This is a genomic window from Pseudomonas sp. P20, assembly GCF_016463925.1.
GTDB lineage: Bacteria > Pseudomonadota > Gammaproteobacteria > Pseudomonadales > Pseudomonadaceae > Pseudomonas > Pseudomonas aeruginosa.
The window spans coordinates 27,742-53,146 of sequence record NZ_JAEMVM010000013.1 but is presented as its reverse complement, the minus strand read 5'-3'; the positions used below and the strand labels follow the sequence as shown (position 1 = coordinate 53,146).

At 57.5% G+C, this 25,405-nt stretch carries 23 protein-coding genes; 14 read left to right on the top strand and 9 right to left on the bottom strand.

The genetic code is table 11. The annotated features are described in order from the left end of the window. Nucleotides 1-61 precede the first annotated feature (61 nt). The 4 genes from JHD77_RS18000 to JHD77_RS17985 form a co-directional block, all read right to left on the bottom strand. Complete coding sequence (locus tag JHD77_RS18000) at nucleotides 62-1,828, bottom strand: type I restriction-modification system subunit M/S (protein WP_031756786.1); 1,767 nt, start codon at nucleotides 1,826-1,828, stop codon at nucleotides 62-64. 35 nt (nucleotides 1,829-1,863) lie between these two features. Beyond that, nucleotides 1,864-2,118 (bottom strand): hypothetical protein, encoded by a 255-nt coding sequence (locus JHD77_RS17995; protein ID WP_031756789.1) that lies wholly within the window; start codon nucleotides 2,116-2,118, stop codon nucleotides 1,864-1,866. Between the two features lie 361 nt (nucleotides 2,119-2,479). Beyond that, nucleotides 2,480-3,781 (bottom strand): hypothetical protein, encoded by a 1,302-nt coding sequence (locus JHD77_RS17990; protein WP_031756791.1) that lies wholly within the window; start codon nucleotides 3,779-3,781, stop codon nucleotides 2,480-2,482. A gap of 317 nt (nucleotides 3,782-4,098) precedes the next feature. After that, on the bottom strand, nucleotides 4,099-4,998 hold the full coding sequence (locus JHD77_RS17985) for a hypothetical protein (RefSeq protein ID WP_031756793.1): 900 nt from the start codon (nucleotides 4,996-4,998) through the stop codon (nucleotides 4,099-4,101). A gap of 124 nt (nucleotides 4,999-5,122) precedes the next feature. Between JHD77_RS17985 and JHD77_RS17980 the strand changes: the two genes are divergently transcribed. The 8 genes from JHD77_RS17980 to JHD77_RS17950 all read left to right on the top strand — a co-directional run bounded on the left by JHD77_RS17980 (nucleotide 5,123) and on the right by JHD77_RS17950 (nucleotide 12,524). Beyond that, nucleotides 5,123-5,827: a hypothetical protein gene (locus tag JHD77_RS17980; protein ID WP_223697247.1), complete on the top strand. Its 705-nt coding sequence runs from the start codon at nucleotides 5,123-5,125 to the stop codon at nucleotides 5,825-5,827. Beyond that, a complete protein-coding gene (locus tag JHD77_RS32405) occupies nucleotides 5,820-6,770 on the top strand; it encodes a hypothetical protein (RefSeq protein WP_126624947.1) in 951 nt (316 codons plus the stop codon). The genes JHD77_RS17980 and JHD77_RS32405 overlap by 8 nt, the downstream gene beginning before the upstream one ends. A 365-nt stretch (nucleotides 6,771-7,135) precedes the next feature. Next, nucleotides 7,136-7,747, top strand: coding sequence for a Mu transposase C-terminal domain-containing protein (locus JHD77_RS32400; RefSeq protein WP_223697245.1), 612 nt, complete (start codon nucleotides 7,136-7,138; stop codon nucleotides 7,745-7,747). Continuing rightward, nucleotides 7,744-8,649, top strand: a complete 906-nt coding sequence (locus JHD77_RS17970) for an ATP-binding protein (RefSeq protein ID WP_031756797.1) — start codon at nucleotides 7,744-7,746, stop codon at nucleotides 8,647-8,649. The genes JHD77_RS32400 and JHD77_RS17970 overlap by 4 nt, the downstream gene beginning before the upstream one ends. Before the next feature lie 9 nt (nucleotides 8,650-8,658). Next, entirely contained in the window at nucleotides 8,659-10,551 is a 1,893-nt protein-coding gene (locus tag JHD77_RS17965; RefSeq protein ID WP_049950162.1) for a TniQ family protein, read from the top strand. Continuing rightward, nucleotides 10,544-10,900 carry a hypothetical protein gene (locus JHD77_RS17960; RefSeq protein WP_031756800.1) on the top strand — a complete coding sequence of 119 codons (357 nt, stop codon included), beginning with the start codon at nucleotides 10,544-10,546 and terminating at the stop codon, nucleotides 10,898-10,900. Before JHD77_RS17965 ends, JHD77_RS17960 begins: the two co-directional genes overlap by 8 nt. Before the next feature lie 12 nt (nucleotides 10,901-10,912). Further along, nucleotides 10,913-11,269: a DUF6957 family protein gene (locus JHD77_RS17955; protein ID WP_049950163.1), complete on the top strand. Its 357-nt coding sequence runs from the start codon at nucleotides 10,913-10,915 to the stop codon at nucleotides 11,267-11,269. Nucleotides 11,270-11,384: 115 nt separating this feature from the next. Further along, nucleotides 11,385-12,524 carry a hypothetical protein gene (locus JHD77_RS17950; protein ID WP_191519383.1) on the top strand — a complete coding sequence of 380 codons (1,140 nt, stop codon included), beginning with the start codon at nucleotides 11,385-11,387 and terminating at the stop codon, nucleotides 12,522-12,524. Here the strand turns inward: JHD77_RS17950 and JHD77_RS17945 are convergent. Beyond that, nucleotides 12,518-13,471, bottom strand: a complete 954-nt coding sequence (locus JHD77_RS17945; RefSeq protein WP_031756804.1) for a hypothetical protein — start codon at nucleotides 13,469-13,471, stop codon at nucleotides 12,518-12,520. The genes JHD77_RS17950 and JHD77_RS17945 overlap by 7 nt on opposite strands. A gap of 128 nt (nucleotides 13,472-13,599) precedes the next feature. Between JHD77_RS17945 and JHD77_RS17940 the strand changes: the two genes are divergently transcribed. The 5 genes from JHD77_RS17940 to JHD77_RS17920 all read left to right on the top strand — a co-directional run bounded on the left by JHD77_RS17940 (nucleotide 13,600) and on the right by JHD77_RS17920 (nucleotide 17,911). Continuing rightward, nucleotides 13,600-14,766, top strand: a complete 1,167-nt coding sequence (locus JHD77_RS17940) for a competence protein CoiA family protein (RefSeq protein ID WP_071557653.1) — start codon at nucleotides 13,600-13,602, stop codon at nucleotides 14,764-14,766. Between the two features lie 219 nt (nucleotides 14,767-14,985). Beyond that, entirely contained in the window at nucleotides 14,986-16,068 is a 1,083-nt protein-coding gene (locus JHD77_RS17935) for a hypothetical protein (RefSeq protein ID WP_031756807.1), read from the top strand. A 23-nt stretch (nucleotides 16,069-16,091) separates the two neighbouring features. Then, nucleotides 16,092-16,652, top strand: a complete 561-nt coding sequence (locus JHD77_RS17930) for a transcriptional regulator (protein WP_031756809.1) — start codon at nucleotides 16,092-16,094, stop codon at nucleotides 16,650-16,652. A gap of 287 nt (nucleotides 16,653-16,939) precedes the next feature. After that, nucleotides 16,940-17,272 (top strand): YegP family protein, encoded by a 333-nt coding sequence (locus JHD77_RS17925; protein ID WP_031756811.1) that lies wholly within the window; start codon nucleotides 16,940-16,942, stop codon nucleotides 17,270-17,272. A gap of 6 nt (nucleotides 17,273-17,278) precedes the next feature. Then, entirely contained in the window at nucleotides 17,279-17,911 is a 633-nt protein-coding gene (locus JHD77_RS17920; protein WP_126624882.1) for a hypothetical protein, read from the top strand. Between the two features lie 1,070 nt (nucleotides 17,912-18,981). Here the strand turns inward: JHD77_RS17920 and JHD77_RS17915 are convergent. Together JHD77_RS17915 and gmhB are read right to left on the bottom strand one after the other, a co-directional pair. Beyond that, a complete protein-coding gene (locus JHD77_RS17915; protein ID WP_003100265.1) occupies nucleotides 18,982-19,755 on the bottom strand; it encodes a lysophospholipid acyltransferase family protein in 774 nt (257 codons plus the stop codon). Nucleotides 19,756-19,766: 11 nt separating this feature from the next. Then, complete coding sequence (gene gmhB, locus JHD77_RS17910; RefSeq protein WP_003120688.1) at nucleotides 19,767-20,303, bottom strand: D-glycero-beta-D-manno-heptose 1,7-bisphosphate 7-phosphatase; 537 nt, start codon at nucleotides 20,301-20,303, stop codon at nucleotides 19,767-19,769. Nucleotides 20,304-20,633: 330 nt separating this feature from the next. Between gmhB and JHD77_RS17905 the strand changes: the two genes are divergently transcribed. Next, a complete protein-coding gene (locus JHD77_RS17905) occupies nucleotides 20,634-22,340 on the top strand; it encodes a di-heme-cytochrome C peroxidase (RefSeq protein ID WP_003111371.1) in 1,707 nt (568 codons plus the stop codon). Nucleotides 22,341-22,396: 56 nt separating this feature from the next. Here the strand turns inward: JHD77_RS17905 and glyS are convergent, their stop codons facing one another. Both glyS and glyQ read right to left on the bottom strand, forming a co-directional pair. After that, nucleotides 22,397-24,451, bottom strand: coding sequence for a glycine--tRNA ligase subunit beta (gene glyS, locus JHD77_RS17900; protein ID WP_031637465.1), 2,055 nt, complete (start codon nucleotides 24,449-24,451; stop codon nucleotides 22,397-22,399). After that, complete coding sequence (glyQ, locus tag JHD77_RS17895; protein WP_003097276.1) at nucleotides 24,451-25,398, bottom strand: glycine--tRNA ligase subunit alpha; 948 nt, start codon at nucleotides 25,396-25,398, stop codon at nucleotides 24,451-24,453. Before glyQ ends, glyS begins: the two co-directional genes overlap by 1 nt. Nucleotides 25,399-25,405: the final 7 nt, after the last annotated feature.

Sequence of the window (25,405 nt, the reverse complement as noted above, 5' to 3'; positions counted from 1 at the left end):
GATTTTTTACGGATGTCTTCAGACCTTTAGCAGGTGGCTCATCCGTTCATTGTTTGGCGGGCTATTGGAGTGACCAGAACTCGCTGGTTAGCTCGGTTTGCTGGCGGCACAGGATTTCAATTTCTGTCTGGATTCGTGCCTCTTCATCGAATGCTTGCACCATGGCGTGCATGGTCGGCAAAGGAGGCACTGGAATTTCAATGTTCTTAAGGGTCGAAAGCTGAATGGAGGGGATGGTTGCCCCCACTGCTGCTTGATTAAGCAAGCCCTGCCCAATTGCGGATCGCAGAAGTATCAGCAGCGCTTTGGGAGGGTATTGATCGGGGAATCGGCTGCGCAAGAGCACTAACGATTGCCCTGCTACCCAGCTGTTCTGGCCAGGCGGCGGGACGTCGCCAGCTATGCCTGCCTTGCCTACGACACCTTTGAAAGTCATCAGAATGTCGTCAGGCTTGATGAAGTAGCTGTCTGCCTTGGGCGATTGCAGGTCGAACAATGCTTCTTTGCTGGCACTGCGGATATAGCCGAACGATGGAATGTCTTGGGCCAGTACCTCGTTGACCTCTGCACCCTCTGAGGTAGTGCTGTGTTGCCTGGGACGAAGGATTTCAAAGAAGTCCCCCAACTTGCGCAGTGGATAGCGCTTGAGGGTGTTGCTCAGCTTCTGTGCAGACTCATCCTGGACATAGCGACTGGCCTCAAGGCTGAAGTCGCTATGGGCTATCTCTTCAGCCGTCACATTCCTGGCAAATGGGGAGGCATCGTCGCTCGCTACCAGTTGCAGCAGTGCATCTATGTCCTTCAGATCCACGCGCCTTCTGCCGGAGGCCTCTATGAATGCCTCATGGTTGCCATTCACAAAGCGGATCGATTCATTTCGACGCTTGCTCTCTAGAACAAGGATATTGATTGGAATTTGCGTGTGGCTGAACAGCCCGCCGGGCAAGGCGATAATCGTGCGGATTTGGCCCCGACTGACTAGATCTTCGCGCAGCTGCCGCTCGATCCCCTTGCCGAATAGCACGGAGCTTTGAACTGTCAGAACAGCTAGCCCTTGTGTCTGTGCGAGCAGGTGACGGATTTGCAGCACATTGCCGACCTGGGTTTTTTCGGTGAAACGCTCCCAAAGATCGCCATTGCAGATTTCATTTGGGTATTTCACTCCCATCGGTGGGAAGCAAATGCTCGCATCGAACTGAACCAGCTTTCCTTGGTTGATAGCACTTGGGGCTCTCAAAGGGTCGGTTGCATGCAATTCCCAGTTCACCCCGCCTACCAGGTTGAGCACCTGAGCGCAGGTGCTTTGCACTTGCGACTCAACCCAGAGGCTTGCTCCGGTTCGAGCAATACGGGCAGCCAATTGACCAGAGGTTTCCCACGGTATGTAGATACTTTGGGCTTGGTCGACATGGGCCAGAGACACCATCAACTCGCAAAGGCTGGGCGAGTAGCTGGCGGTCTCACCGCGCGGATCGTTACTCCAATGCGCTGCGTCATCCAGCAGCAGTGTATCGAGCAGGCCTTGAGTCCCTAGCAATCGGATTTTCTGGGTTAAAACAGAAAGGTCGCTCGCCCCGTGAAGCCCTTTCCATGCACCTTCATCTAAGAATGGGTGGCGAGTGTGTTGCTGTACGCTCCGTAGAGCCTCCAGCTGCGCGGAGCTGTTCTGCTCGCAGAACACCTCGAAACGAAGGTGTTCTGGTAGTACCGGCTCCTTGGAGAGCTTCCACCAGCACAGCAACTGTAGGACGAGGGACAGAGCATTGTAGGGGGCTGTGCCAGTGCCTCGAATAGTGTCGAGCAGTTGCCAGAGGACTTTGTCGTTCATGGTTTTTTCCGTGCTTTCTGGGGAGCGTAATGCGTTCAGTGGCGCTGCGAGCAGTTGTAAGTTGTGATCAGCGCTTCACCATCGGCGACCACCACCACGCCACCTTTGTCGTTGATTTTCATCAGCAGGCGGCGTTCGCGATCCAGAGCCGCTAAGCGCTGCTTCGCTTCCTTCTTACCGAACACGACTTTGTCTTTCTCCTGCGAACCATGGGCCAGGACGTAATCGACCATGTCGAGTGAGATCCCGCACTGGGATTGGCGTGCCTTGCAGTGGTGGGTGGTGTGCATGGTGTTCTGCTCCATGGAGTGGTGACCATGGGCTCAGATTAGGTGAAAGCTTTCGGTGCGTCAAATAAGCAATTAATGCGTAAAATAAGCATTGGTGTAATTTTCTCTCTCTGTGTACTGAGAAAGCACCGTATTTTGCTGGGATAGGTAAGCTACGAAGGCCGTGTAAAAGAAGCAGCCATCATCGTACGCGGCAGGTTGCTTCTGAAGCGCTGGATGGTCTGTGAGAGAGCTTCTCCTACGGATGTTGGGCTACCAGAACACCCCAGCCGGCAGCCGCTTATGCCCCTTCTGGCATCCAGCACTCCAGCCAGCGAGGGGGCTGATTGACCATAACGTCCTATTACGCGCAGTGGCGCTGCTAATGCAGCGCACTAAAGGCCGGCACCGGATCCACAAAGCGGCCTCGCTCCGGGAACTTGACCGTGAAATTGTCGCGAATCAGCTTCAGCTCATGATCAGACGCCACGGACTCTTCCCAGCTCGGCAGATAACTGAGACCCATAGCTAGGGCGCGGTGCTTCAGGCGCTTGTACAGCGGGCGCTTGCCCAGGTAGGCGGCCAATAGCAGAGCTTCCCGCAGAATGTCTTTCTGGGTTTGGCCTGAGCGGTAGAGATCGAGGTCGGCAGCTGCTTCGAAATGCAGGAGCGCCGTGTCCAATTGTCCCGCCAGCACATGCCAGCGACCTTCCAGCCATTCCAGGTAGTAGGTGCTGATGCCTTCCGGGTCATGGTGGCCCAGAAGAACTCTGAATTGATCCAGGGCGTAGCGTGTGCGGGCCTGGTCGCCCAGAGATTTTTCCGTGGTGCGCTTCAACTGCTCAAACAGCAACAGGCCCCTTTCGACCAGTTCACGCTTATGTGCTGCGGCCTGGATATTCAGCATGGAAAGCATGACACCGATGTCGATGATGGGGATGTCGCTCAACACCTGTTGGAGCACACAGTGACGCAAGCGGACAAAACCCGAGGCGGCGCTATCTAACACGGTTAACGCTCGGGCGACGATTAGCCACTCGGTAAAGGCCCGCAGCAGCAAAGGGCAAGCTGGGAACTGCGCCTGCAATGTCTGATGAAGCAAGGCGGTGCTCTGAAGATCCGGCAGCTGCTCGCCCTGTCGCCAACGACGGATCGCTTCACGCCCGTTTTTATTCTCGCCAGAAGCATCATGATAAAGCTGCTGGCCCAGATGGTTGGGCGCTATTTCCAGCTCATGTTCTAGCCAGGCCAGGGTGACGCCTACAGGGTGATGCTGCTCATCCAAAAGCTGCGCCAGAGGCGGGCTGGGGATGGCCTTGTGCATTTGCAGGAGAAAGGAGCCGAGATACGGCGCTAAGAAATGCTCCGCCAAGACAGGCAGCGCCTGCTCTCGGGTTAAGGCGTCCAGTGCTATGGTCTTGATCAGTTGCACATAGCTTTCTTGCAGGGTCTCGACCGCCGAGGCAACAAATCGAGCGAATTGAGCATTACTTCTGCTGCTCAACGGCGCTTCGAGCAGTTCATCTCGCAGGCTGGCCAGCAACTGCCAGTCAAAATCGCCTTGCCTGGCGAGTTGATCGACCTGGCGGTTGCTGGCTTTCGTATCGAGTGCTTTGGCGAGGAGGCGATAGCACTCGCCCAAGCGGGGATACGGCGGGAGTGGAGCAATCTCTTGTTTCGCCATGACTGAGTAACTCTAATTCATTCCAATCCAATACCCGCTTCCCTGCGGGCAGTGTCCCGAGCATGAGGGCTTAGCGCTTCGGCCCTTGACCACGATTGCCACCGGATGGGCGGCCCGGCACTTTGCTCGGCCAGTTACCACCTGGGAAGGTATTGGAGCCCGCTGGGCGAGAGCTTTCTTTCACGCTGTTGCTGGAGGACTGGCCAGCGTTGGATTTGGTCATTTGACGAGTCATGTTATGTCTCCAAGGGAAGTAGCGAATCGGCTACGGTGCCCACGTTACGAGGGCGCCTTGGAAATCACTCGCGCGCGACTGGTCAAATTTTCTCTATCGGATTTAGGCTGCCGGACAGCTTGCGACCATCGCGCAGCGAAACCCCCTCCCAGGCACAGTCATCTTCTCCATCGACGTCTTTTTCGAGTATGCGGCGGCGGTTCAGATACGGGATCAGGCCCGACGAATCTGGATTTGGAATTGCTAAGTACAGCCAGCTGTTCAGTGCACCGATCTGTTCGGCACGTGCGACCAGTTCCTGAGCAAGCAGTGAGTCAGAAGAAAGCACCAGCCAAAGTCGATGGAAATAGCGTTTCACAGATGTAACCAGCTTGAGCAGCTCCTCTGCTGCGGGCCCTTCTTTCAACGAGCTGTCGCCCAAGCGTGGAATGACGGCTATGGGCTGTTGAGGGTCGTCGATCAAAATAAAATTACGCAGCGCTCGGAAGTTCTTCACCAGCACGAGCTCGCCTTCAGGGCTCCCGAAGAAGCCAGCCCCGGACTGTTGTGCAAGTTGAATGCAAAGCCGCTGATGTTCGACCACACGCTGGCGAGCGCGGGAGCGAGCCGTGATTTGCGCATGCCCGGATTCTGCGGCCAGGGAATCAATGGCCTGGCGGAGCTCTTTCAGGGTTACCTGGTTGTCCAGGATCGCGTTGAAGCGAGCGTGAGCTTCCTGTGCGTTTAGCTTGTAAAGACGCTCCAGGAACTCAGCATGAGCGTAACCGCATTTAACCTGCTCCACCGTAAGTGGGCTGTCAGTCATACGCTCAAGAAACGCCCCGGCATTGAGCATGCGCTTGATGACTTTCTCGTCGTAGTTCGAAGCTTCGGCTTCACGACGAATGAGTCGGTAGACGCTCTCGTCGCCCTGGTGCCCGTCGATCTTCGGGCGAAGAGCCTGATACAGGCCAAACCAGTGTGTTTGCGGCTTGCGTGGCATGCCTTGTTCTCCTCGTGCGGACTCCGGTCGCTACATCTTATTTGATACGTTTCTCCAAAAAAAGCTTGACCTTAATCCAGAGGATGGCTATACATAAAACACCCAGTATAGAAAAGTGTACTAAATGAAACGAGATGACCTGAGCCACGGCGTGACGCGCGATGTAGCGCGCCGCAACAACCGAGGGCGTAAGGCGTATGTCATGAAGTCGTTGAAAAGCGGCTTGGAAATCCGTCTGGAATCGCGCGACGAGCTGGCGCTGGCGAAAGCCCTGGATCTGGATCCGAGAGGCAGTCAATTGCGGGCGCAGGCAATGACCTTTGACCTGGTTCGGGGCGAGGTGCTGACCGCCCTACCTACCGCCAAGCACAGAGACAGTCGGTACTACACACCCGATCTTTCGGATGTGATTGATGGCATTGAGCATATTTTCGAGGTGAAGCCGAAGCGCTACTGCTCACAGCATAAAGGGCTATTTGAGCAAGTGAGCGATTTTTGTCTGCGCAACGGTATGAAATTCAGAGTTCTTTGCAAAGAGGACTTCACCGAAACGTTCTTGATCAATGTAGATTTATTGCATAAATTCGCCCGGCAATGCGCTCAGCAACTGCCAGCTTGGGCACAGCAAGTCAGCCAGATTAAAAATAAGACGGGGCACGTCAGAGACGTGCTCTGTGGATTGGCGCCGGAAAATTACTTTTTGCTGGCAGGTCTGTTGTCTGGTGTTTTGAGGATGGATCTAAATAAGGCGCTGATTCTATCAATGGATTTTGATGTCTATCCAGGGAATGGAAACTTGCAAATTCTGGAGGTTTATATCAGTGAATAATCCAATCCGGGAAAACGGGGTTGTGAATATTTCCGGGCAACCCTTCATTATCAAGTCGCTGCAAGTGGATTTGAAAGATATTGTCCTGCGCGGCAAGGGTGGCATTGAGCGGGTTATGGACTTTCAGCAGTTCTATAATGAACTGGCAACTGGAGTCATCAAGATCCCAGGGTATGCGACTGAGCGCCAAGGTAAGACTTGGGAGCCTTCAGAATATGCGGAAGCTATTTTCCGCAGAGACATCATCAAGTTAGTTGATAGCGAAGAATATCGGCGAGCAGCGCAAAGCGAAAAAAATGAGCTACTGGTTAAAGTTGGACTTGAGCACGAAAAAAAGGTGCCGTGTCCAAAAACCATCAGGCAGTACCAGAAAAAATATGCAAAAGGAGCTTTTGAAGCCCTGATTCCTAACTACCGCGCGCGTGGCGGTAAAGGTTGGAGGGTAAAAGCGGCAGCTAAAGAGCTCGTCCACGCAGTCATTCTGGAGACCTATGCCAAGGATGACAAGCTGAACCTAGCAGCGACAGCACGGATTGTGAATGATCGCTTGAAAGGCTCAGATTGTCTGGTTGAGGGTAACCAGACGATCAGCGTGAAGCTGGTCTCTCGAATGCTTCAAGAAATGCCTCGGGATATCGTCTTGGATGGGCGAATTGATCCTAGGACTTATCGCCTGTTGTCACGGCAAGCGGTAAATGAGTTTTACGTTGAGCATGCCTTTGAATTGGTGCAAATCGACGCCAAGACGATTGATATGTATGTTGTCGATGAGTTCGGTCGGCGATTTTCAAAAATCACCTTGTACTCAATGGTGTGTAGCCGTACAGGCTATCCCGTGGGCATTTATGTGACAGCCGGGACACCCAGTGAATACTCATTGCTCAAGCTGTTTGAATTTTTCTTTTCCCCGAAAGACGAAAAATTCAAAGACGCTTTGAATTAATTTCAGATTGGCCTGCGCCCTGCGGCTTGATTAAAGTTTTATTGGATAATGCGTCTGAGAATGCGGCGGGTGTGTCATTAGAGCTCGTCCGAGATCTTGGGATTGATATCCATTATGCCCGCGCCTATCGTGGGGACGATAAGCCACACGTAGAGTCGCTTTTTAATACCTTGGATAAGATGGTATTTCATAGAATGCCAGGATCTAAGAAAAGCGCTGAGAAAGAAATCAAGAATCGACATGAACGAGCAGAAAATGAGGCTTGCTACACCGTCGAGCAAGTGTACAAAGATGTTGTTAAGTTCATAGCTGACTACTACGTACATCAGCCTGTTGTGAAACTTGGGTTTCGCCATGGAAAGAACATGACCATTAAGCAGGCGATGGATGAAGAGCTCAAAAAATTTATGCCACCACCGCCGCCATCTCTTGAGCAGGTTCAGCGTTTGATTTTGCATAAGAATAAGACGACTCGTACTGTGCAGCACTACGGGATCGAATTCGAGGGCTTTCAGTACAACAGCTATGCCTTCAAGGAAGTGACGCGGGATTTTCTTCAGCAGCAAGTGACGATTCTGTTTAACCCTGCTGAATGCGCGGCGATTTATGCCGTTGATCCCCGTAGCGGTGAATTGATCAAGCTCGATTGCAAGATGCGCGACGTTCCAAATGTCTCGTTCGAGGTCATCAAAGAGATTCGTAAGCAGTATGAGCGTGACCCGCAGACCATGACGGGTCATGACTACCATCGTGTCTACGCAAGCTTGCTGATCAAATGGACGACAGACAGCACCCGGCGCCGCTCAAAGATTTCCGACCATAACCGTGCAGGTCAGAAAAAAGCTCGTGAGGGTTATCACCGTGACGTGCAAACCCAGCTTGACCAGCATGCGATAGCTCCGGTCGCACGCACTGTCATGTCGGTCGACTCGGATGATGACTTTGTGCCGGCCCCTGTCGAGGTCATCCAGCCATGAGCGGTATTTACGATCAGCTCGTTCAGCATGAGCGGTTTTCATCAGCTCTTGCTGTGATTTTGGCGGCTGTAGAACGTGCGCGTGATGAGGATTATCAAATTCAGCCGGTCGTTGGGCCCACGCGTGTGGGGAAGACAAGGGTATTGGCGCGTGCGATCCAAGAGGTCTTGCGCACCTCCCCTGTCGGATCGCAGAGCGTGATCTCGGTGGTGAGTCCCAAACATCTGACGGCACGAGCCCTGCCGGATGCTTGCCTGAGCAGCATTGGCATGAGCACCGGGGGCTTTAAGAATCATGTGGCGGCGACTGAGGCTTTTATCAAAGCAGCCAATAAGCGGAACACAAAGCTCATCATCTTTGATGAGTGCCAACACATGCTGGAGCGCGGCAGTAGCACCACGGTGCGGGCGGCGGCTGATTTTTTTAAGCTTTTCGATGGAAAACTGAAGGCCAGTATCGTCCTGGCCGGTTTGCCATCGCTTAATCAGCTGTTCCTGGAAAATGAGCAACTGGCTGATCGTGTCAGACGGCCATTCCAATTTTATCCGTATGACTGTCAGGGCCCTGATTACACGCATTTTCGGGCGGCGTTGGCGACAGCGCTGCAATACCTGACGAACAACGGTTGGCGCACGTTCGATCTCAAGGATGCCGAGTTTGCCAAGCGCATGTACATCGCGTGTGCGGGGCGTTTTGGCCTGATCGTAAAGCTCTTTCGTGAGGTCGAAGTCTGCTCAACAAGTGGAGAGGCGCTGTATCCCGAGTTTGCCAAAGCCTATGAGGCGGCAGTCATCGGGCGTTTGATCGACTTCAATCCGTTTGACCCCCGGATCACGGTACAGACCGAGCACATGGCCTTGGTGTACACCAAGGTCATGTCCGAAGCCGGCGTGAAGGTGTGAGGGCTCAGCATGTTGGCATTCCCCCTGACTCCCTTCGCTGATGAAAGCGTAAACGGCTACCTCCTGCGGTTGGCCGAGGAGAACTTCATGGACTCCTCTGCCGCCCTGCTCCGCGAGGCAGGGGTTCGACTCAAAGCCCGTTACAGTGAGACTGAGCTCAATGCCATCAGTGAGACGCATGGCTTGGATTGTGCGGGGATCCAACAGCTTGCCGGTTTCTCACAAGTCGTGGGATCGCTCGGGCAAGGACGATTTCTCCGTACCGCAGCGGTTCCGGTCTGTGTCGAGTGCTTGCGCGCGTCCGCCTACATCCGTCAGTCGTGGCATCACCAGTTGTTCATCGCATGCCCCGAGCATCAACGCGCACTGTTGGCAGTTTGCCCGGAGTGTTCGGAACCGCTCGACCTCAAGCGCCACTCGATTACAACCTGCCCCTGCGGGTACGACCTGACCACTGCGGATGTCACGCCAGCAGATCCTGCGAGCCTCTGGGTGGCCAGCCTCCTGTGGCCTGCCAGTGGCATTTCGCTGCCGGGACTGGAGGCTCTGCTCCAAGACGTTGATGCATTTCTGCTGTTTCTGGCAAATCTGACACTGACGGAGCCGCATCGGAAAAATGCTCCCATCGATACGGATAAAGCCTTGGCGGTGTGCCAAGCCAGTCATCAAATCGGCAGCAATTTGCTGCCTCGCTTCAGGGGCTTCGTCGAAGCCAAGATCGAAGCGGCCAATCAAATGGCGTCCAGCCGTTTCATGCTCAATCTTGGCAGCTGGTATCGCGAGCTGAATACGGAATTTTCAGGAGAGGTGTATGCACCAGTCCGCGAGATTGCACACCGGCTGATTCTTGAGCGGGCCAATGCGCCCATCAACCGCAAGCTGAAGCAGATCAGCGCTGACTGGCTGGGGCTGAAGGCAACCCTTACGGCAGCGGAAGCGGCACGGATACTGAAAAGCTCTCCGGATCGCGTAGTGGCATTCGTAAAGGCCGGCCTGTTGGATGGAACCATCTTGCAGGGCTCGACCAGCGAGTTCTGCATGGTCAAGCGCGCGGAGGTTGAGGTACACCAGCAAGCAGCGGCGGATTTCCTCTACGGTAAGGATTTGCTCAAACTTCTCGGCATCAGTCGGCGTACCCGAGATCGTCTGACGGAGACTGGCCTGTTGAGTCCGGTACCGGAGATGCAGCGCCCGCTGTTTGCACGGGGCGATTACCGAAGAAGTGAAGCGGTGGCACTGCTTGAGCGGCTGACCGAGAGCAGCTGCGAGATCGATGAGCCCAAGCGCAGCCTGTCATTTGCGGATATCAGTGGTAAGAGCTTTTCCAACGCACAAGCCAATGACCTGCTTAAGCGAGTATTTGCGGGTGATCTTCAACCGCTAGGCCGTGTGCGTGGCATCCAGGGGTTCGCGGCGTTTCGCTTTGATGAAGACACGCTTGCAGAAGTGTCGGCTCAGCATTCCACCGGTATTGAGTTCACCATCACTGACCTGACCAAAATTACGAAGTGGAAACACCAGACCATCAAAGGTTGGATTGATGCCGGCTACCTGCGGGCACGTGCTGAATCAGGCAAGAAATACCGGACATTCATCGGTTTGGCCGACCTGATCGCATTCCTTTCCACCTATGTGGTGGCAGCAGATACGGCAGATCGACTGGGCAGCCAGTCGGTCTGGCTTAAGGGGGCGATGAAGAAGGTTGGCGCACTGGTGACTGGCCCCAGTGGAGAGGTGGAGAGCGGGCTTTTGCTCTCGGTCGATGCGTTGGTGAACATCGTTTCTAATCGAGCCCCTACTTGGTCACGGCCATCTAAACCCAGCGCCCGCATGAGCCACAGCCCTGAACTGAAGGCGGTAGTGGATCAGTTTTGCCAGGCGACGGAGGTGCACTGTGCCTGACCGGATCAGCACCCGTCTGCCTGCGCGGACTCAACGCCTTTTACTCGAAGCGCTGCTGGAGCATTACCCCGACGAAGTCATTACTGGCTTCCTGGTGAACGCCACTATCAGCTGCAACTGCGTGCGGGGCCATGCCTACAAAGTCCGCCGTTATCCGGAGCATGCCGTGCTCACCTCGGGGGAGATCAGCCATGTCGTGCGCGATGGGGCGCGCTGGTTGATCCATACCGAAGAGTTCGACTGTTTCGTGATCGTGAATTTTGCACCCGGTGGGCTTCAGTCACTGCGCCATCTGATTGATCTCTATGAGACGGCCCGCATGGCGCACTCGCGCTGGTGCCTTCAATAACAGGAGGTAGATATGGACGAGCTGAGTGCGGTAACCGATCTGTTGTATGGCCGCGGTACACCCATGTCGGGGTTATCCCTGACTGACGAAGAAGCCATGGCCATGGTGCGTCAGCGCTTTCCCTTTAACGAGTTCTGTCTTGTACGCGATTGGCTGTGGCTGGATTTAGCGGTCACGCCAGCCGAGCGCGAGCAGCTGAGCAACACGGGGCGTCAGCCGGTGCTGGTGTATGCGCATACCGTCGTTTACGACAGTGCCAGGCGCTGGGACGCGGGGGACTTTGTGCGGACATCGCCGTTACACGTTTTGCATGGTGAGGGTCTGTTCCAGACCTGGAGCACGCTCTACGTGTTGCTCGGTGAGGGGTAGCGCAAACGTGTGGCGCTGGAGACGGTCGGGCGGATTTTCTGAGGGATTCGAACCGCACTTCGCATAAGACCGCATGGGGTAAATGGTCGCCAGCTCAACTTCACGGAGGGGCGCGATGTGGGAGCAAGTTGATCGAGACAAACTCTTTGCCGAGGTGTGGGCCGAGCCGATGCAATCGGTGGCCAAGCGCTACGGGCTGTCGGATGTGGGCTTGAAGAAGCTGTGCAGCCGCTTGCAGATTCCCACGCCACCCCGAGGCGACTGGGCCAAGTTGAAAGCGGGCAAAGCGGTAACCGCCCCACCAACGCTGCCGGTGTTCAAAGGCAATCCCCGCCACCTTCACCGCTTTGTGGCGCAACCGGTCAAACCGTCTGGTGAGGCCCCACCACCGGATGCGCGGTTGCTGCCGGTTCTGGCGTTTGAGCGTGACCCCGCCAATCACATCCGAGTACCGAGCCGGGGTACGCATTGGCATCCCCAGGTGGCCGCTACCCGCGATGCGCTCAACAGCGGCTACAAAGACAACCGAGGGATACCGATTCCAGGTGGTCGGGGGTTCGATATTTCTGTGTCGGTTGGCCAGCGCAAACGGGCATTCCGGGTGTTGAATACCCTGGTCAAAGCCTTGGAAAAGCGTGGCTACAGCCTGCGCCCTGGTGATCGGCACATGCAGGTCGAAATGTATGGTAGCCGCTTCACGCTAGGCATCTATGAGCCCACCAAACGCTCCAACTATGTTCCAACGGCGAAAGAGCTGGCGGCCAAAAGTCGTGGCGAACATAGCTATTGGCCGCGCTATCAGTACACCCCGTCGGGAACGCTCGAAATCCGTTGCGGCGATGGCCATGACGCGGTGGTCAAAGACACGGTGCGGCAATCCATCGAGGAGCAGCTCAATCTGGCGGTGGAGGTGATGGCTAGGCGGGCGATCAGCAGGCTTCGCTACCAGGAAGAGCAAGAGCGCTTGGCGGCGATCCGCGAAAAGCGCCGCCAGGAGGCATTGGCACAGCAAGCGATTCAGGACGCCGAGAAGAAAAGGCTGGAGCATCTGATTGCAGATGCGCAGCGCTGGCAGCAGGCGGAAACCATCCGGGCGTTTTTACGTGCCCAAGAAGCTCATGGTCAGCAGGTTGGCGGTTTGTCCGAACAGCAGCAGATGTTTCTGGCCTGGGCTCGGGCTAAAGCGAACTGGCTGGATCCCTTGGTAATGCAGCCAGACCCCATTCTGGATCAGAAGATAAAGATTCCTTACTGATCCTTCTCTTCGGGCATGGGGGGGCCAATGTACGCACCTCGTAGGGTCATCCGGTCAAAGCTATAGACATGGGCGTGTGGGCTTTCGACGCAGCGACCTACCAGGGGGAGTTGATGGTCTGGCTTGCCTGGTTGGAGCTCGATGGTGCTGCCGCAAACGGGGCAGTCAGCCGAAAAGCGCACCAGGCGCGTCCAGCGGTAGTTGTCATGCCGGAACATTTCCAGCTCGCAGCTGGTTTCTTTGAACGCGGACACCCAGTTAGGTGCTTTCACGACGCAGTCATCAATCACTTTGAACCAAGGTGAGTAGCCCTCGCGCCAGATGAATACAAATCCTGCCAGGCTGAGGCATAGGGTGATGAGGCTTCCCATCGTAATGGGCCCCTCACGTAGGCCCAGGCTCAGCAGCATGATTCCGAGTAGGGCAACCCAGAATGCACTGCCCAGAAGGATTGAGCTCAGAAAGCTGATACCTCTGACACTCAGGTTGCGCATTTCACCGCCACTCAGGAACAGGCGAGCCGCGAGCGATGGCTTGATTGCGCCCTTGGCGGAACGTCGGTAGATGATTGATGAGGCGGGTTCTACTTCAGGCGTTTTCTCTTCGTCATTTTGGGGTTCCAGTTCCAGCCAATACAGGCTGACCACCCCCCTGCCGCCACCTGGCGTATAGCCAAGTTGCAGGCGCGGCTCATCTGATTCTGACTGGGCCAGCTTCAGGGTGCGCCGCAGGATCGAGATTTTCGGCACCCAATTCTTAGGGTCTGAGTCTTTCTCCGCAGCATTACCGCAGCCGGCGAGCAGAGTCTTAGCCTCAAAGGTTAGTTTCTCTTGGTTGTCAGGGCGGGCAAGACAGCTACTGGTCATGAACAGCAGGATCTCGTAGGCCCGTCCGCGCGAGGGGTTCTCTGTGAGGTGATGCTTTAGACGCTGAAGAGCTTCGAACATGCAATTCCCTATGCTTCTGATTTTTAAGGATTTAAAACCTGGATTTCCGGAATAAGGCCATATCGGGAGGTTTTTTCTGCCGCGTATTTTCAGTCTTGAGACCTTCTTAACTCCAGCGGAAAAGTCTCATGACCATGACGATTGCAGTAGATGCCAGTGGCCGAGTTGTTTCGATTAACGAAGTAGTACGCGGTCTGGCTTGTGGCTGTCGGTGCATTGAATGCAATGAGGTCGTTGTTGCTCGCCAAGGGCTACAGCGGATGCACCATTTCTCCCATGCCTCACATAAAGCGCCCTGTGAGGTCACGCCAGAAAGCTTTCTGCACCGATACGCCAAGCAGTTGGTTAAAGAAAGCTTAGGGTTGCAGTTGCCTCCGCAGCCGGGGCATCGCCCAGATTCTCAAGACCAGAGCTCCTGGTGGGATTTTGAATCCGTCAAAGAAGAACCCTGGATGGGAGACTTTAGGCCCGACCTTGTCGCTGAGCTGACGGATGGCCCGTTGTTGATTGAGTTCGCCTGCACCTCGTTTGTTGATGAGGAGAAACTGGCGAGGATCGAGCAGTTGGGTATTCGCACCGTCGAGATCGATTTGAGTGGTTTGGTCGTAACGCCCTCAGCAGAAGGTTTGCTGGAGATAAAAAGATCCATCCTGCATGACGCGACCTTAAAACAGTGGCTCTACCCGCTCCCGGAAATCGTTGTTGGCGGCGATACGTTGCTGCCTGTTGATAGCGGTGTTCAGCAGGAGCCCAGGGTGCACTTGCCTGAGCGGCAGCGGTTCACGATTCAGGGCTTTTGGGTCGATCTGCGGGTGCTTGAGTTTGGTTCTGTGGTGGTGCGTTCAGTGGCATACAGTCCAGCTATCGCTGAGCTGCTCAAGCGACTGTCGCGACGATACGCAGGTCGCTATGTGGCCAAGTACAAGAACTGGATGTTTCCTGCGTGGACAAGGTCTGCGCTTCAGGATGAGCTTAAGGCACTGGCTGATGGTGATAGCCCTGGTTTGAGTAGAGCGGTTGATCCGTCTTCACGGGTACTAGAGGCGTCGTTCACGACTGAGAGTCAGCCGGACGTGAATGGTTACCTCGATGCGCGACTCATCCTCCGGCACTACCGTACAGGGCTTGCTCCTGGATGCCTGCCTTGCGGCGAATTCAAGGCTCGTCACTATGGCATTGGGTTGGACTGTGATGCGTTGGAAGATTTCTTCCGGGCCAGTGGCGTTGAGCTTCTTGGTGTTGAGGTGATTCGGATAGCTGGGAAGGCTGATTTCATCTACGTATTACGTCGATGAGCTGATCGCCCTGGCGTGAGGGATCACTACATCCTGGGTCAGACCGCTGCTTCAGCAGGGATCTGAGGCCTTGGCCAATGGTGTCTAACTGGTATCAGGTGCTCACTAAGTTATAGTGGCGTCCGCCCATTCTCTCTTGGCCTGCGCTGCTGAAGAGAGGGGTCATCGTCGAGGTTTGATAGAAATTCTGGATGCCAAACAGCCAAGGAGACTAGGTGGTTGATTGCTGATGTTGAGCGTTTTCTGCGGGAAAACCCTGGCACTAAGGCTAAGGACATCGCCAAGCATCTTGGGGTGGCTAAAGGGGAGGTCAATTCTCTTCTTTATAAGAGTCCTGATACGTTCGCCCAAGATGCTGACCATCGGTGGTCGGTGGTGAAGACTGTGCTGACCATTGTCCTTAAAAAGGAGGCGTGGGTGGACAGTGCCTCCTTTGAGGGGGCGCTGGCTGCCGCTGGTTCGCCCTTGGATTCTGCCTGCACAGACGCTGTGTTCGTTGTGCCCAAGGGCTGCAAGATCATGATTGATGCTGCGGCGCGAATGCTAGCGCTATGCAATCAGCTCGTTTTGGTTGGCAAAACGGTGTCGATTGATTTCAGTACCTGCAAGGCAACGCTGACCTACTTCAATCGGCTAGGTTTTTTTGACCACCTAGCCGGGGCCGTAGATGTGGTTCCGGAGCGTCCTTCTCAGTCTGGAGCGGCAACCTACCGTGGTAACAACGAAGGTGTGGTTGAGCTTGCCTCTATTGATCCTCGCATTCCCGATGAGTCGATCCCCAAACGTCTGAAAAACAGCCTCGTGAGGTGTGCAGGTGAGCGCTACTCGCAGTCTGCGTTTACGTTCATTTCTGAGCTATTTGGTAACGTGCGGGATCATGCAAAGTCAGAGATTCCGGGTTTTGCAGCTCTTCAGCACTACCCGAAAGGCCGCAAGATCCAGACAGTGATCTCTGACAGCGGGGTTGGCATTGTTGGAAGCCTTCAGCCCGTTTTGGAGCAGAGATACCCGGAGCTTTTTAAGAAACTCGACTTCTCGAAATCAGAGGCAGGGCCTGAGCTGGTCTTGCATGTATTCAAGCAGGGGCGAGTCTCAAGCTCTGATGAGGATGGGCGAGGGCTGGGCTTGAAACGAAGTGGTGATGTGGCTGCTAATTTCAATGCCACGGTTACGGTGAGGCAAAAAAATTTCGAGCTGACGATGGTCTACCGCGACTCTCAATTCAACCGCAGCCACCGGCGAACGGATATGCCTACCATCCTGGGAACCCACATCTGCTTTGACTTCTTAATTGACAGCTAAAGCTCTCTCGTTAAACTGAGCAAATGAATCAGAAATCACTCACTGTCAAGCTGAGAGACTTCACCGAAGACGACCATCCTTTTGGCAATGTCCAAGGAAAGGCAACCTTTGGGAAGCTGCTCGACTTCGTCGACGCCCATCCACAGTATTCCGTTTTTGGGATCTCCCTCTCTGGTATTGAAGCGACGGATGCATCATTTCCGAGAGAAAGCGTGGTAGCTGTCGCGAAGCTCTATAGGGGGGAGCGCGGCTTCTTCCTCAAGGACGTCAAGAGTCGAGACTTGCTGGACAACTGGAGCTACGCCGCTCAGGCCAAAGAGATTCCTCTGACTGTCTGGGCCGAAGACGGTTACCAAGTCATCGGGCCTGAGATCAGCTCTTCCACGAAGGAACTGCTGGATTGCGTGCTACCTCGGCGCGCAGTTACTGCCGCCAAGGTAGCCGAAGCACTAAACATTTCGGTCGCTAATGCCAGCACTAAGCTCAAGAAGCTCAAGGATCAGGGGTTCATCCTCAGAGCCGAAGAGACCGCCGAGTCTGGCGGAATTGAGTACGTATACCGAGCCATCGGTGAATCCGCTTAAACAGCTTTACAAATCCAGAATCAGGGTGTAGTTTTGTCTCGAACCCAGGCCCTTTTGCGGTACCTGGTTAAACTGGATCAGTTAAGCAGAGTGGTGATCGACATGGCAACTAACCCCCCGGCAGGTGATGGACATCGCAATGGCGCGGTACGTCAGCGTTCCCAGACCCAGACTCCGTCTGGTCATTGGGTCAAGCGTGACACGGAAACCGGTCAGTTCATGGACGTGAAAACGTCGGACAAGACGCCGTTCAAAGGCGTGCGGAAAGAGAAATAGGAGAACAGCTCATGAGCGCGAAATACGAGATTTTCCTGGGGACGGATCGTCAGTACTACTTCCGTTTGAAGGCGCCTAACGGCGAGAAGATCCTGGCCAGCGAAGGCTATACCACAAAGGCGAACTGCCAGAATGGTATCCAGTCGGTGAAGGTCAACTCCCCATATGATGCCAATTACAAGAAGCTGACAGCCGTTAACGGTCAGTACTATTTCACCCTGCATGCAGGTAATGGTCAGGTGATTGGCAAGAGTGAAATGTATACCTCCACCCAAGGGCGTGATGGTGGTATCGCGGCGGTTAAGGCTTACGGCCCAACTGCCCAAACCGTAGATCTCACCTGACCCACCATGCTTCTACAAACCCGCTTCGGCGGGTTTTTTTGCTTCGTACGGTTCAGCCCCGAAACGAAATTATTTTCTGAGGTGGGCTGGCTTCCAGAAATCGGGGCGATTCATAAGCGATCACATTTTGATACCAACGGCCAAGCACTTGGTCTCGGCGACTTTGAGAGTATTAACTCTGAATCCATTGCTGGAGGCCGTACCATGATTGCTGTTTTGCGTAGCCGAAAACCTGAGGACAGAAAGGATCCCCCGAAGCGTCTGGTCTACCTTTGCATGGTTGCTTTGGCTCCTTGTATGGCGCTCGTAGCCTTATGGAATCAAGGAGATTTGACGCTTGTCACAGCTTCGCTGACGTTGTCTGTTGGCGCGTTTCTCTATGTAAATTTAGAGGCTATCCAGATCTATTTGAAGCCTGCGTGGGCCCGTGAGTACCATGCCAAATTGGCTCCACTGACGGCGCGCCTAACCTGTTCAGGGCTTTCTGCTGATGAGCGTCGGCAGGTGCTACGCCGAATTCAGGATCTCAATGACCGCTACCATTTGGTCACCAGTCCAGCTATCACCTACATGTGGGTTAAGCGCATGGCATTTTCGATGGCGTGCATTGCGCGATTTTTGCGTGCGAGCACTCACTGACAGGTGAGTGTATCCAGCTCTGCTACCTAGCTTCGACTTATGGGCTAAATCTGCCTCCTCTCTGGGTTCCCTCAGTCGATTCGTGGAAAGCCATGCAGGTGATGTAGGAAAGCCGAGCTTCTAATCCCGCAACGGATGGGGATTCCCTAGGGCTGTCATCCTCTCTAATCTGGGCTCCATTGACAGGGTGGCAATCCGGATCAAGCCTGTAGGTATCTGACCTGAAGGTGGCGATTCAACCGGCTTGTAGTGGCCGATCTGCGGGGCGTACGGAAAATGCCATTTATTCCGGTCGTTTAGACGAAAAATGCCACTTTATCTGGCTCAATCGTGCCAATAATGGTGCCAATTTTTTGTAAGTCATTGATTTATATAGAGTTACGACTGCCACGTTTACCGCCCGTCGACACCAGTTGCGGTGGATCAGTGCTGTCCCGCTCAGTAGGCTTCGGCAGGTGAGATCTGTAATTTCTTAGCTTCAAGCCGGGTTGCGTGTGGTGTAAGGTAAGAGTATTGACAACCTGTCAATTGAGCGGAGATGCCGACAAGATACCCTGATATCGTGCCGCCTCCCGACAGGTTGTGGCTAGCTAGAAGCCCCGTCGTTACTGGCTTTGGAAAGTAACATTGTCCGACGGTAGGTTTTGGCCCATTTACTTTGGCCGACAGGGTTCATTAAGTCTGTCCGAAGTCGCCTCCAGCCCTGTGTTTTCGCCCCTTTGAGGACGGCTATCTTTGTCTCCCTCCACAGGTCGGCAGACCGACCCTCATGGAAACCCCGGCCTGGCGCCGGGGTTTTCTTTTTGCGCCAGGTAGCCTGGATACGGGCGCCAGGGGTGCCTTGCCAAGGTGTGGTCGAGCCCCGGTTGCTCGCCGGCATTGGCACCCTGGGCCCGGGCCTCCTGGCGGCGTTGCACCGCTCCTGTGGGCAGCGGACGCCGGTCGATTCGGTCGATCGTTGCCAACCGGCCTTGCTTTGCGCCTCGCGTGAAAACAAGAAGCCCCGCTATGGCGGGGCTTCTTTTATCGAATCGGCGCACAGTGCGCCTTGCAGGGGGCTTTGCGGCCCTTCACGAGACCACCGACGGCTCCGGATGGCTGACCCGCTGCTGGATGGGGCTGATCTCGGCCATGGTCTCGCTGACCCAGGCTTCAGCGCGCTGGTTTAGCTCGGCGATGGCGCGCGGGCCTTCGCCTTCGGCGTGCATGGCCGGGCCGATCACCACCTGGATGGTGCCCGGGTACTTGGCCCAGCCGGCCTTGGGCCAATACTGCCCGGCGTTGTGGGCGATCGGCAGTACCGGTAGCCCGGCGTTGACCGCCAGGGCGGTGCCGCCGCGGGAGAACTTGCCCATCTGCCCCACCGGAATACGCGTGCCTTCCGGGAAGATCAGCACCCAGGCGCCTTTCTTCAGGCACTCGTCGCCCTGCTTGGCCAGTTGCTTGAGGGCCAGCTTGGGCTGGCTGCGGTCGATGGCGATGGGCTTGAGCAGGGCCAGGGCCCAGCCGAAGAACGGCACGTAGAGCAGCTCGCGCTTGAGTACCTGGCTGAGTGGCTCGAAGAAGCCGGAGAGGAAGAAGGTTTCCCAGGTGCTCTGGTGCTTGGAGAGGATCACGCAGGGCTTTTCCGGGATGTTCTCCAGCCCGCGCACCTCGTAGCGGATGCCGGCGACCACGCGGGTCAGCCAGATTGCGAAGCGGCACCAGTTCTGTACCACGAAGCGGTAGCGGGCGCGGAACGGCAGGATCGGCGCGATGAAGAAGCTGAGGGTGCCCCAGACGAACGCGCTGGCGGACAGCAGCAGGTAAAAGAGGACGGTTCTGATGGCCTGCACTGTCGACATGTATTCTGACCTTACTGAAGTAATGCGCTGGCGACTGCCGCCAGATCGTCGAATATCAGGGTGCCCTCTGGCAAGGGCTTGCCCAGCGTACGTACACCTTTTCCGGTCTTTACCAATACTGGCTGACAATCGACGGCCCGCGCCGCCTCCAGGTCACCGATGCTGTCGCCGACAAACCAGATACCCGACAGATCGACCCCGTAGTGCTCGCCGATCTGCCGCAGCATACCCGGCTTCGGCTTGCGGCAGTCGCAACCGTCGTCCGGTCCATGCGGACAATAGACGATGAGGCCGACCTCGCCGCCCTGCTCCGCGACCAGTTCGCGCAAGCGCGCATGCATGGCCTCGAGCACTGCCAGGTCGTAATAGCCACGGGCGATGCCGGACTGGTTGGTAGCCACCGCGACGGTCCAGCCGGCCTGGCTCAGGCGGGCGATGGCCTCGATCGAGCTGGGGATGGGGATCCACTCGTCGAGGGTCTTGATGTAATCGTCGGAGTCGAGGTTGATGACTCCATCGCGGTCGAGAATCAGCAGGGAACGGGACATCGATGCGCAGTTGGCCATGAACGGAAAGGATCGATTCTACCTCAGCCAGCCGGAGCATCGCGGATGGATCGACGAGCCCCTATGCTGGACAATCTGTACTAGATTCAATAATGGCAATGGAATGGCAATCCCAGGCCAGGGAGTCATTTGGCACGCAGCAGTGGGTGTCTCGGAGTACGTGCGAACCCCTTGGCGGGTGGATCACCGGAGTAATGCAGTAAGCGCCTATCGCATGCCAGCACGGCCGACCGGCCGTGTTTCCACCACAGGTGGAGCGGGCATGACGACGGGGAGTTCCGGGGCGTCTGCCCGTTCCCAAGGACGGTAACCGTGAAACGCCTGAAAAAGACACTGCACCTTTCAAGCTTGTCCCTCGCTTCCCTGGCTCTTTCTTCCGCCGCCCTGGCGGCCGCTCCGGTCATGCTCGACCAGGGCAAGGAATGGACCGAAAGCCACCGCCAGGACTTCTACAGCCGCGACCAGGGCTCGCAGGTGATGCCCCTGCCCTGGCTCAAGGCGTTGCGACAGCCGGATGGAACGCCTTTCCTCGCCGACAGCCTGGCCCGCTACGGCTATTTGCCCAACCCCAAGGCGCCCGCGGAAGGCCTGCCGGTGGGCTTCACCGTAGCCGGCACGGGCGCCCGGCAGATGGTCGGCATGACCTGTTCGGCCTGCCATACCCGGCAGATCGAGGTGAAGGGCACTGCCTATCGGATCGACGGCGGTCCGGCGATCGTCGACTTCCAGGCATTCCTCGCCGACCTCGATCGGGCCGTGGGACCGCTGACCAGCGATGACGCCGCCTTCGACGCCTTCGCCAAGCAGATCCTCGGGGCCAATCCGCCTCCCGGTGCGCGCGACGCTCTGCTCGCGGCGGTGAAGGAATGGTACGAGCCCTATCACACGCTGATCGAGCGCGCGCTGCCCAAGGACACCTGGGGACCGGCACGGCTGGACGCGGTATCGATGATCTTCAACCGCCTTACCGGGCTGGATATCGGCACCGCGCCGCCCTACCTGATTCCCGACAACATCAAGGCGGCGGATGCGCCGGTGCGCTATCCGTTCCTGTGGAACGCGGCGCGGCAGAACAAGACCCAGTGGCCCGGGTTCGCCGCCAACGGCAACGACCTGCTCGGCCTGGCGCGCAATGTCGGCGAGGTCTACGGGGTATTCGCCACCTTCCACCCGCAGAAGAGCAAGTTCCACCTGCTGGGCATGGACTACCTGAAGATCAACTCGGCCAACTTCCACGGTCTGGGCAAGCTGGAAGACCTGATCAAGAAGATCGGCCCGCCGAAGTGGCCCTGGGCGGTGGACAAGCACCTGGCCAGGAAAGGCGCGCTGATCTTCGCCCGCAAGACCGACGAAGGTGGCTGCGTGGAGTGCCACGGCATCCGGATCAAGGACCTGGTGCTTTGGGACACTCCGCTGAGGGACGTCGGCAGCGACAGCCGCCAGCACGCCATCCTCGATGGCCAGGTGCAGACCGGCGTGATGGAGGGCGCGCGGATGCCGTTCGGCCAGCCGCTGAAGGCGACCGACGGAGCCTTCGATGTACTCGCCGTAGCGGTGGCCGGTTCGATCCTGCAGCACTTCGTGCCGATCCTCGGTGAGAAGCACGATGCCAAGGCGGCGGCGGTCAAGCCGGAAAGCGTGATGACCGACGAAACCCGGCAACTGCTGACCGCCTTCCAGAAGCCGGTGCGTACCCAGGCCGACCCCTACCCCTACGAGTCGCGGGTCCTGCAGGGGATCTGGGCGGCGGCGCCGTACCTGCACAACGGCTCGGTGCCGACCCTGGAAGAGTTGCTGAAGCCGGCCGCGGAGCGGGTGGAATCCTTCCCGGTGGGCTCGGCCTACGACGTGGACAAGGTCGGCCTCGCCGCCCAGCAGACCCAATTCGGTAGCTATGTGCTGAAGACCACCGGCTGCGAGCAGCGTGATTCCGGCAACAGCCGCTGCGGCCATGAGTACGGCACCAGCCTGTCGGCCGAGGAGAAGCGTGCGCTGCTGGAGTATCTGAAGGTCCTGTAGTGAAAAAGGCCCGGTGTCGCGAGGACGCCGGGCCTTTTCTTCGAGGCGGGACTGGCTCAGCCGAGCAGCGAGATGTCCGCCACCCCGAGGAACGACCCGCGCAGCTTGGCCAGCAGCGCATAGCGGTTGGCGCGCACCGCCGCGTCGTCGACATTGACCATCACATCGGCGAAGAACGTATCCACCGGCTCGCGCAAGGCCGCCAGGCGGGCCAGCGCGGCGCGATAGTCGCGTGCCGCTGCCAGCGGCGCGACTTCGCTTTCGGCGTTCGCCACGGCGCTGCCCAGGGCCTTCTCGGCGGCTTCCACCAGCAGGCTGGCATCCACGTTCGGCGGAACCTCGTCCTCGGACTTGGCGAGAATATTCGACACCCGTTTGTTCGCCGCGGCCAGGGCCTCGGCTTCAGGCAACTGGCGGAAGGCCTGGACGGCCTGTACGCGCTGGTCGAAGTCCAGCGGCGAGCTTGGCTTGAGCGCGCGCACCGACTGGTACACGGCCACGTCCACGCCTTCGTCCTCGTAGCGCGCGCGCAGGCGGTCGAACACGAAGTCCAGCACCTGCTCGGCCAGGCCGGCGGCCTTGACCTTGTCGCCGTATTGCTCGACGGCGGCGTTGACCGCGGCTACCAGGTCCAGGTCGAGCTGCTTCTCGATGAGGATGCGCAGCACGCCCAGCGCAGCGCGGCGCAGCGCGTAGGGGTCCTTGCTGCCGGTGGGAAGCATGCCGATGCCGAAGATACCGACCAGGGTATCGAGCTTGTCGGCCACCGCCACGGCGGCGCCGGTCAGGGTCGAGGGTAGCTCGGCGCCGGCGCCGCGCGGCATGTACTGCTCGTTGAGGGCCAGGGCGACGTCTTCCGCTTCGCCGCCGTGGGTGGCGTAGTAGTAGCCGGCGATGCCCTGCATTTCGGGGAACTCGCCGACCATCTCGGTCGCCAGGTCACACTTGGACAGGATGCCGGCGCGCGAGGCGTTCTGCGCATTGCCGCCTATACGTTCGGCGATGTAGGCGGCCAGGCCGGAGACGCGCTGGGCCTTCTCGAACACGGTGCCGAGCTGGGCCTGGAACACTACGTTGCGCAGGCGCTCATTGAAGCTTTCGAGCGGCTGCTTCTTGTCCTGCTTGAAGAAGAACTCGGCGTCGGTGAGGCGCGGGCGAACCACCTTCTCGTTACCGCTGACGATGTTCTCCGGCGCCTTGCTCTCGACGTTGGCGACGGTGATGAAGCGAGGCAGCAGCTTGCCGTTGGCGTCCAGCAGGCAGAAGTATTTCTGGTTGTCCTGCATGGTGGTGATCAGGGCTTCCTGCGGGACCTCGAGGAAGCGCTCCTCAAAGGAGCAGACCAGCGGCACCGGCCACTCGACCAGTGCAGTCACTTCGTCGAGCAGGCTCGGCGGCACGATGGCGCTGCCCTGTTGCTCGGCGGCCAGTTCGGCCACGCGCTTGGCGATCAGCTCGCGGCGCTCGGCGAAATCGGCCAGCACATGAGCGCCGCGCAGGTCTTCCAGATACGCTGCCGGGCTGGAAATACGCACATTGTCCGGATTGTGGAAGCGGTGGCCACGGGATTCGCGCCCGGCTTTCTGGGCGAGGATCTCGCACTCGACCACATCGTCGCCGAACAGCATCACCAGCCATTGGGTCGGACGCACGAACTCCTCGCGGCGAGCTGCCCAGCGCATCCGCTTGGGAATCGGCAGTTCGTTCAACGAGGCCTCGACGATGCCCGGCAGCAGGCCGGCGGCCGGTTGGCCGGCGATGGTCTGGCTGAAGCGCAGCTTCGGACCGCTCTTGTCGATCTGCTGCAGATCCACGCCGCACTTCTTGGCGAAGCCCAGGGCGGCCTGGGTCGGGTTACCGCTGGCGTCGAAGGCGGCCTGTAGCGGCGGACCGTCTAGGTTGACGGTACGGTCGGGCTGCTGCACGGCGAGTTGCTCGACCAGCACGGCGAGACGGCGCGGCGCCGCATAGAAACGCGCAGCGGCGTAGCCGAGACCGGCAGCCTTGAGGCCCTTCTCGATACCGCTGAGGAAGGCTTCGCCGAGGCTGTTGAGGGCTTTTGGCGGCAGCTCTTCGGTGCCCAGTTCGACCAGGAAATCCTTGGCGCTCATCATTCGGCCTCCTTCAGCTTGGCCAGTACTTCGTCACGCAATTCGGGGGTGGCCATGGGAAAGCCGAGGCGCGCGCGGGCCTGCAGGTAGCTCTGCGCCACGGCGCGGGCCAGGGTACGCACGCGAAGGATGTAGCGCTGGCGCTCGGTGACCGAGATGGCGCGCCGCGCATCCAGCAGGTTGAAGGTATGCGAAGCCTTGAGGACCATCTCGTAGGTCGGCAACGGCAGCTCCAGCGCGATCAGGCGGTTGGCTTCGCTTTCGTAGAAGTCGAACAGTTCGAACAGCTTCGGCACGTTGGCGTGCTCGAAGTTGAAGGTGGATTGCTCCACCTCGTTCTGGTGGAACACGTCGCCATAGGTGACCTTGCCGAACGGGCCGTCGGTCCAGACCAGGTCGTAGACCGAGTCCACGCCCTGCAGGTACATGGCCAGGCGCTCCAGGCCGTAGGTGATCTCGCCGGTGACCGGATAGCACTCGATGCCGCCGACCTGCTGGAAGTAGGTGAACTGGGTGACTTCCATGCCGTTCAGCCAGATTTCCCAACCCAGGCCCCAGGCGCCGAGGGTCGGCGACTCCCAGTTGTCCTCGACGAAGCGGATGTCGTGGACCAGCGGGTCGATGCCGATGGCTTTCAGCGAGCCGAGGTACAGCTCCTGGAAGTTCTCCGGGTTCGGCTTCAGGACCACCTGAAACTGGTAGTAGTGCTGCAGGCGGTTGGGGTTCTCGCCGTAGCGACCGTCGGTGGGGCGGCGGCTCGGCTGGACGTAGGCGGCGTTCCAGGTCTCCGGGCCGATGGCGCGGAGGAAGGTGGCGGTGTGGAAGGTGCCGGCGCCCACTTCCATGTCGTAGGGCTGCAGCACCACGCAGCCCTGCTCTGCCCAGTAGTTCTGCAGGGCGAGAATCAGGTCTTGGAAGGTGCGCACGGCGGGCGTAGTCTGGCTCACGAAATTC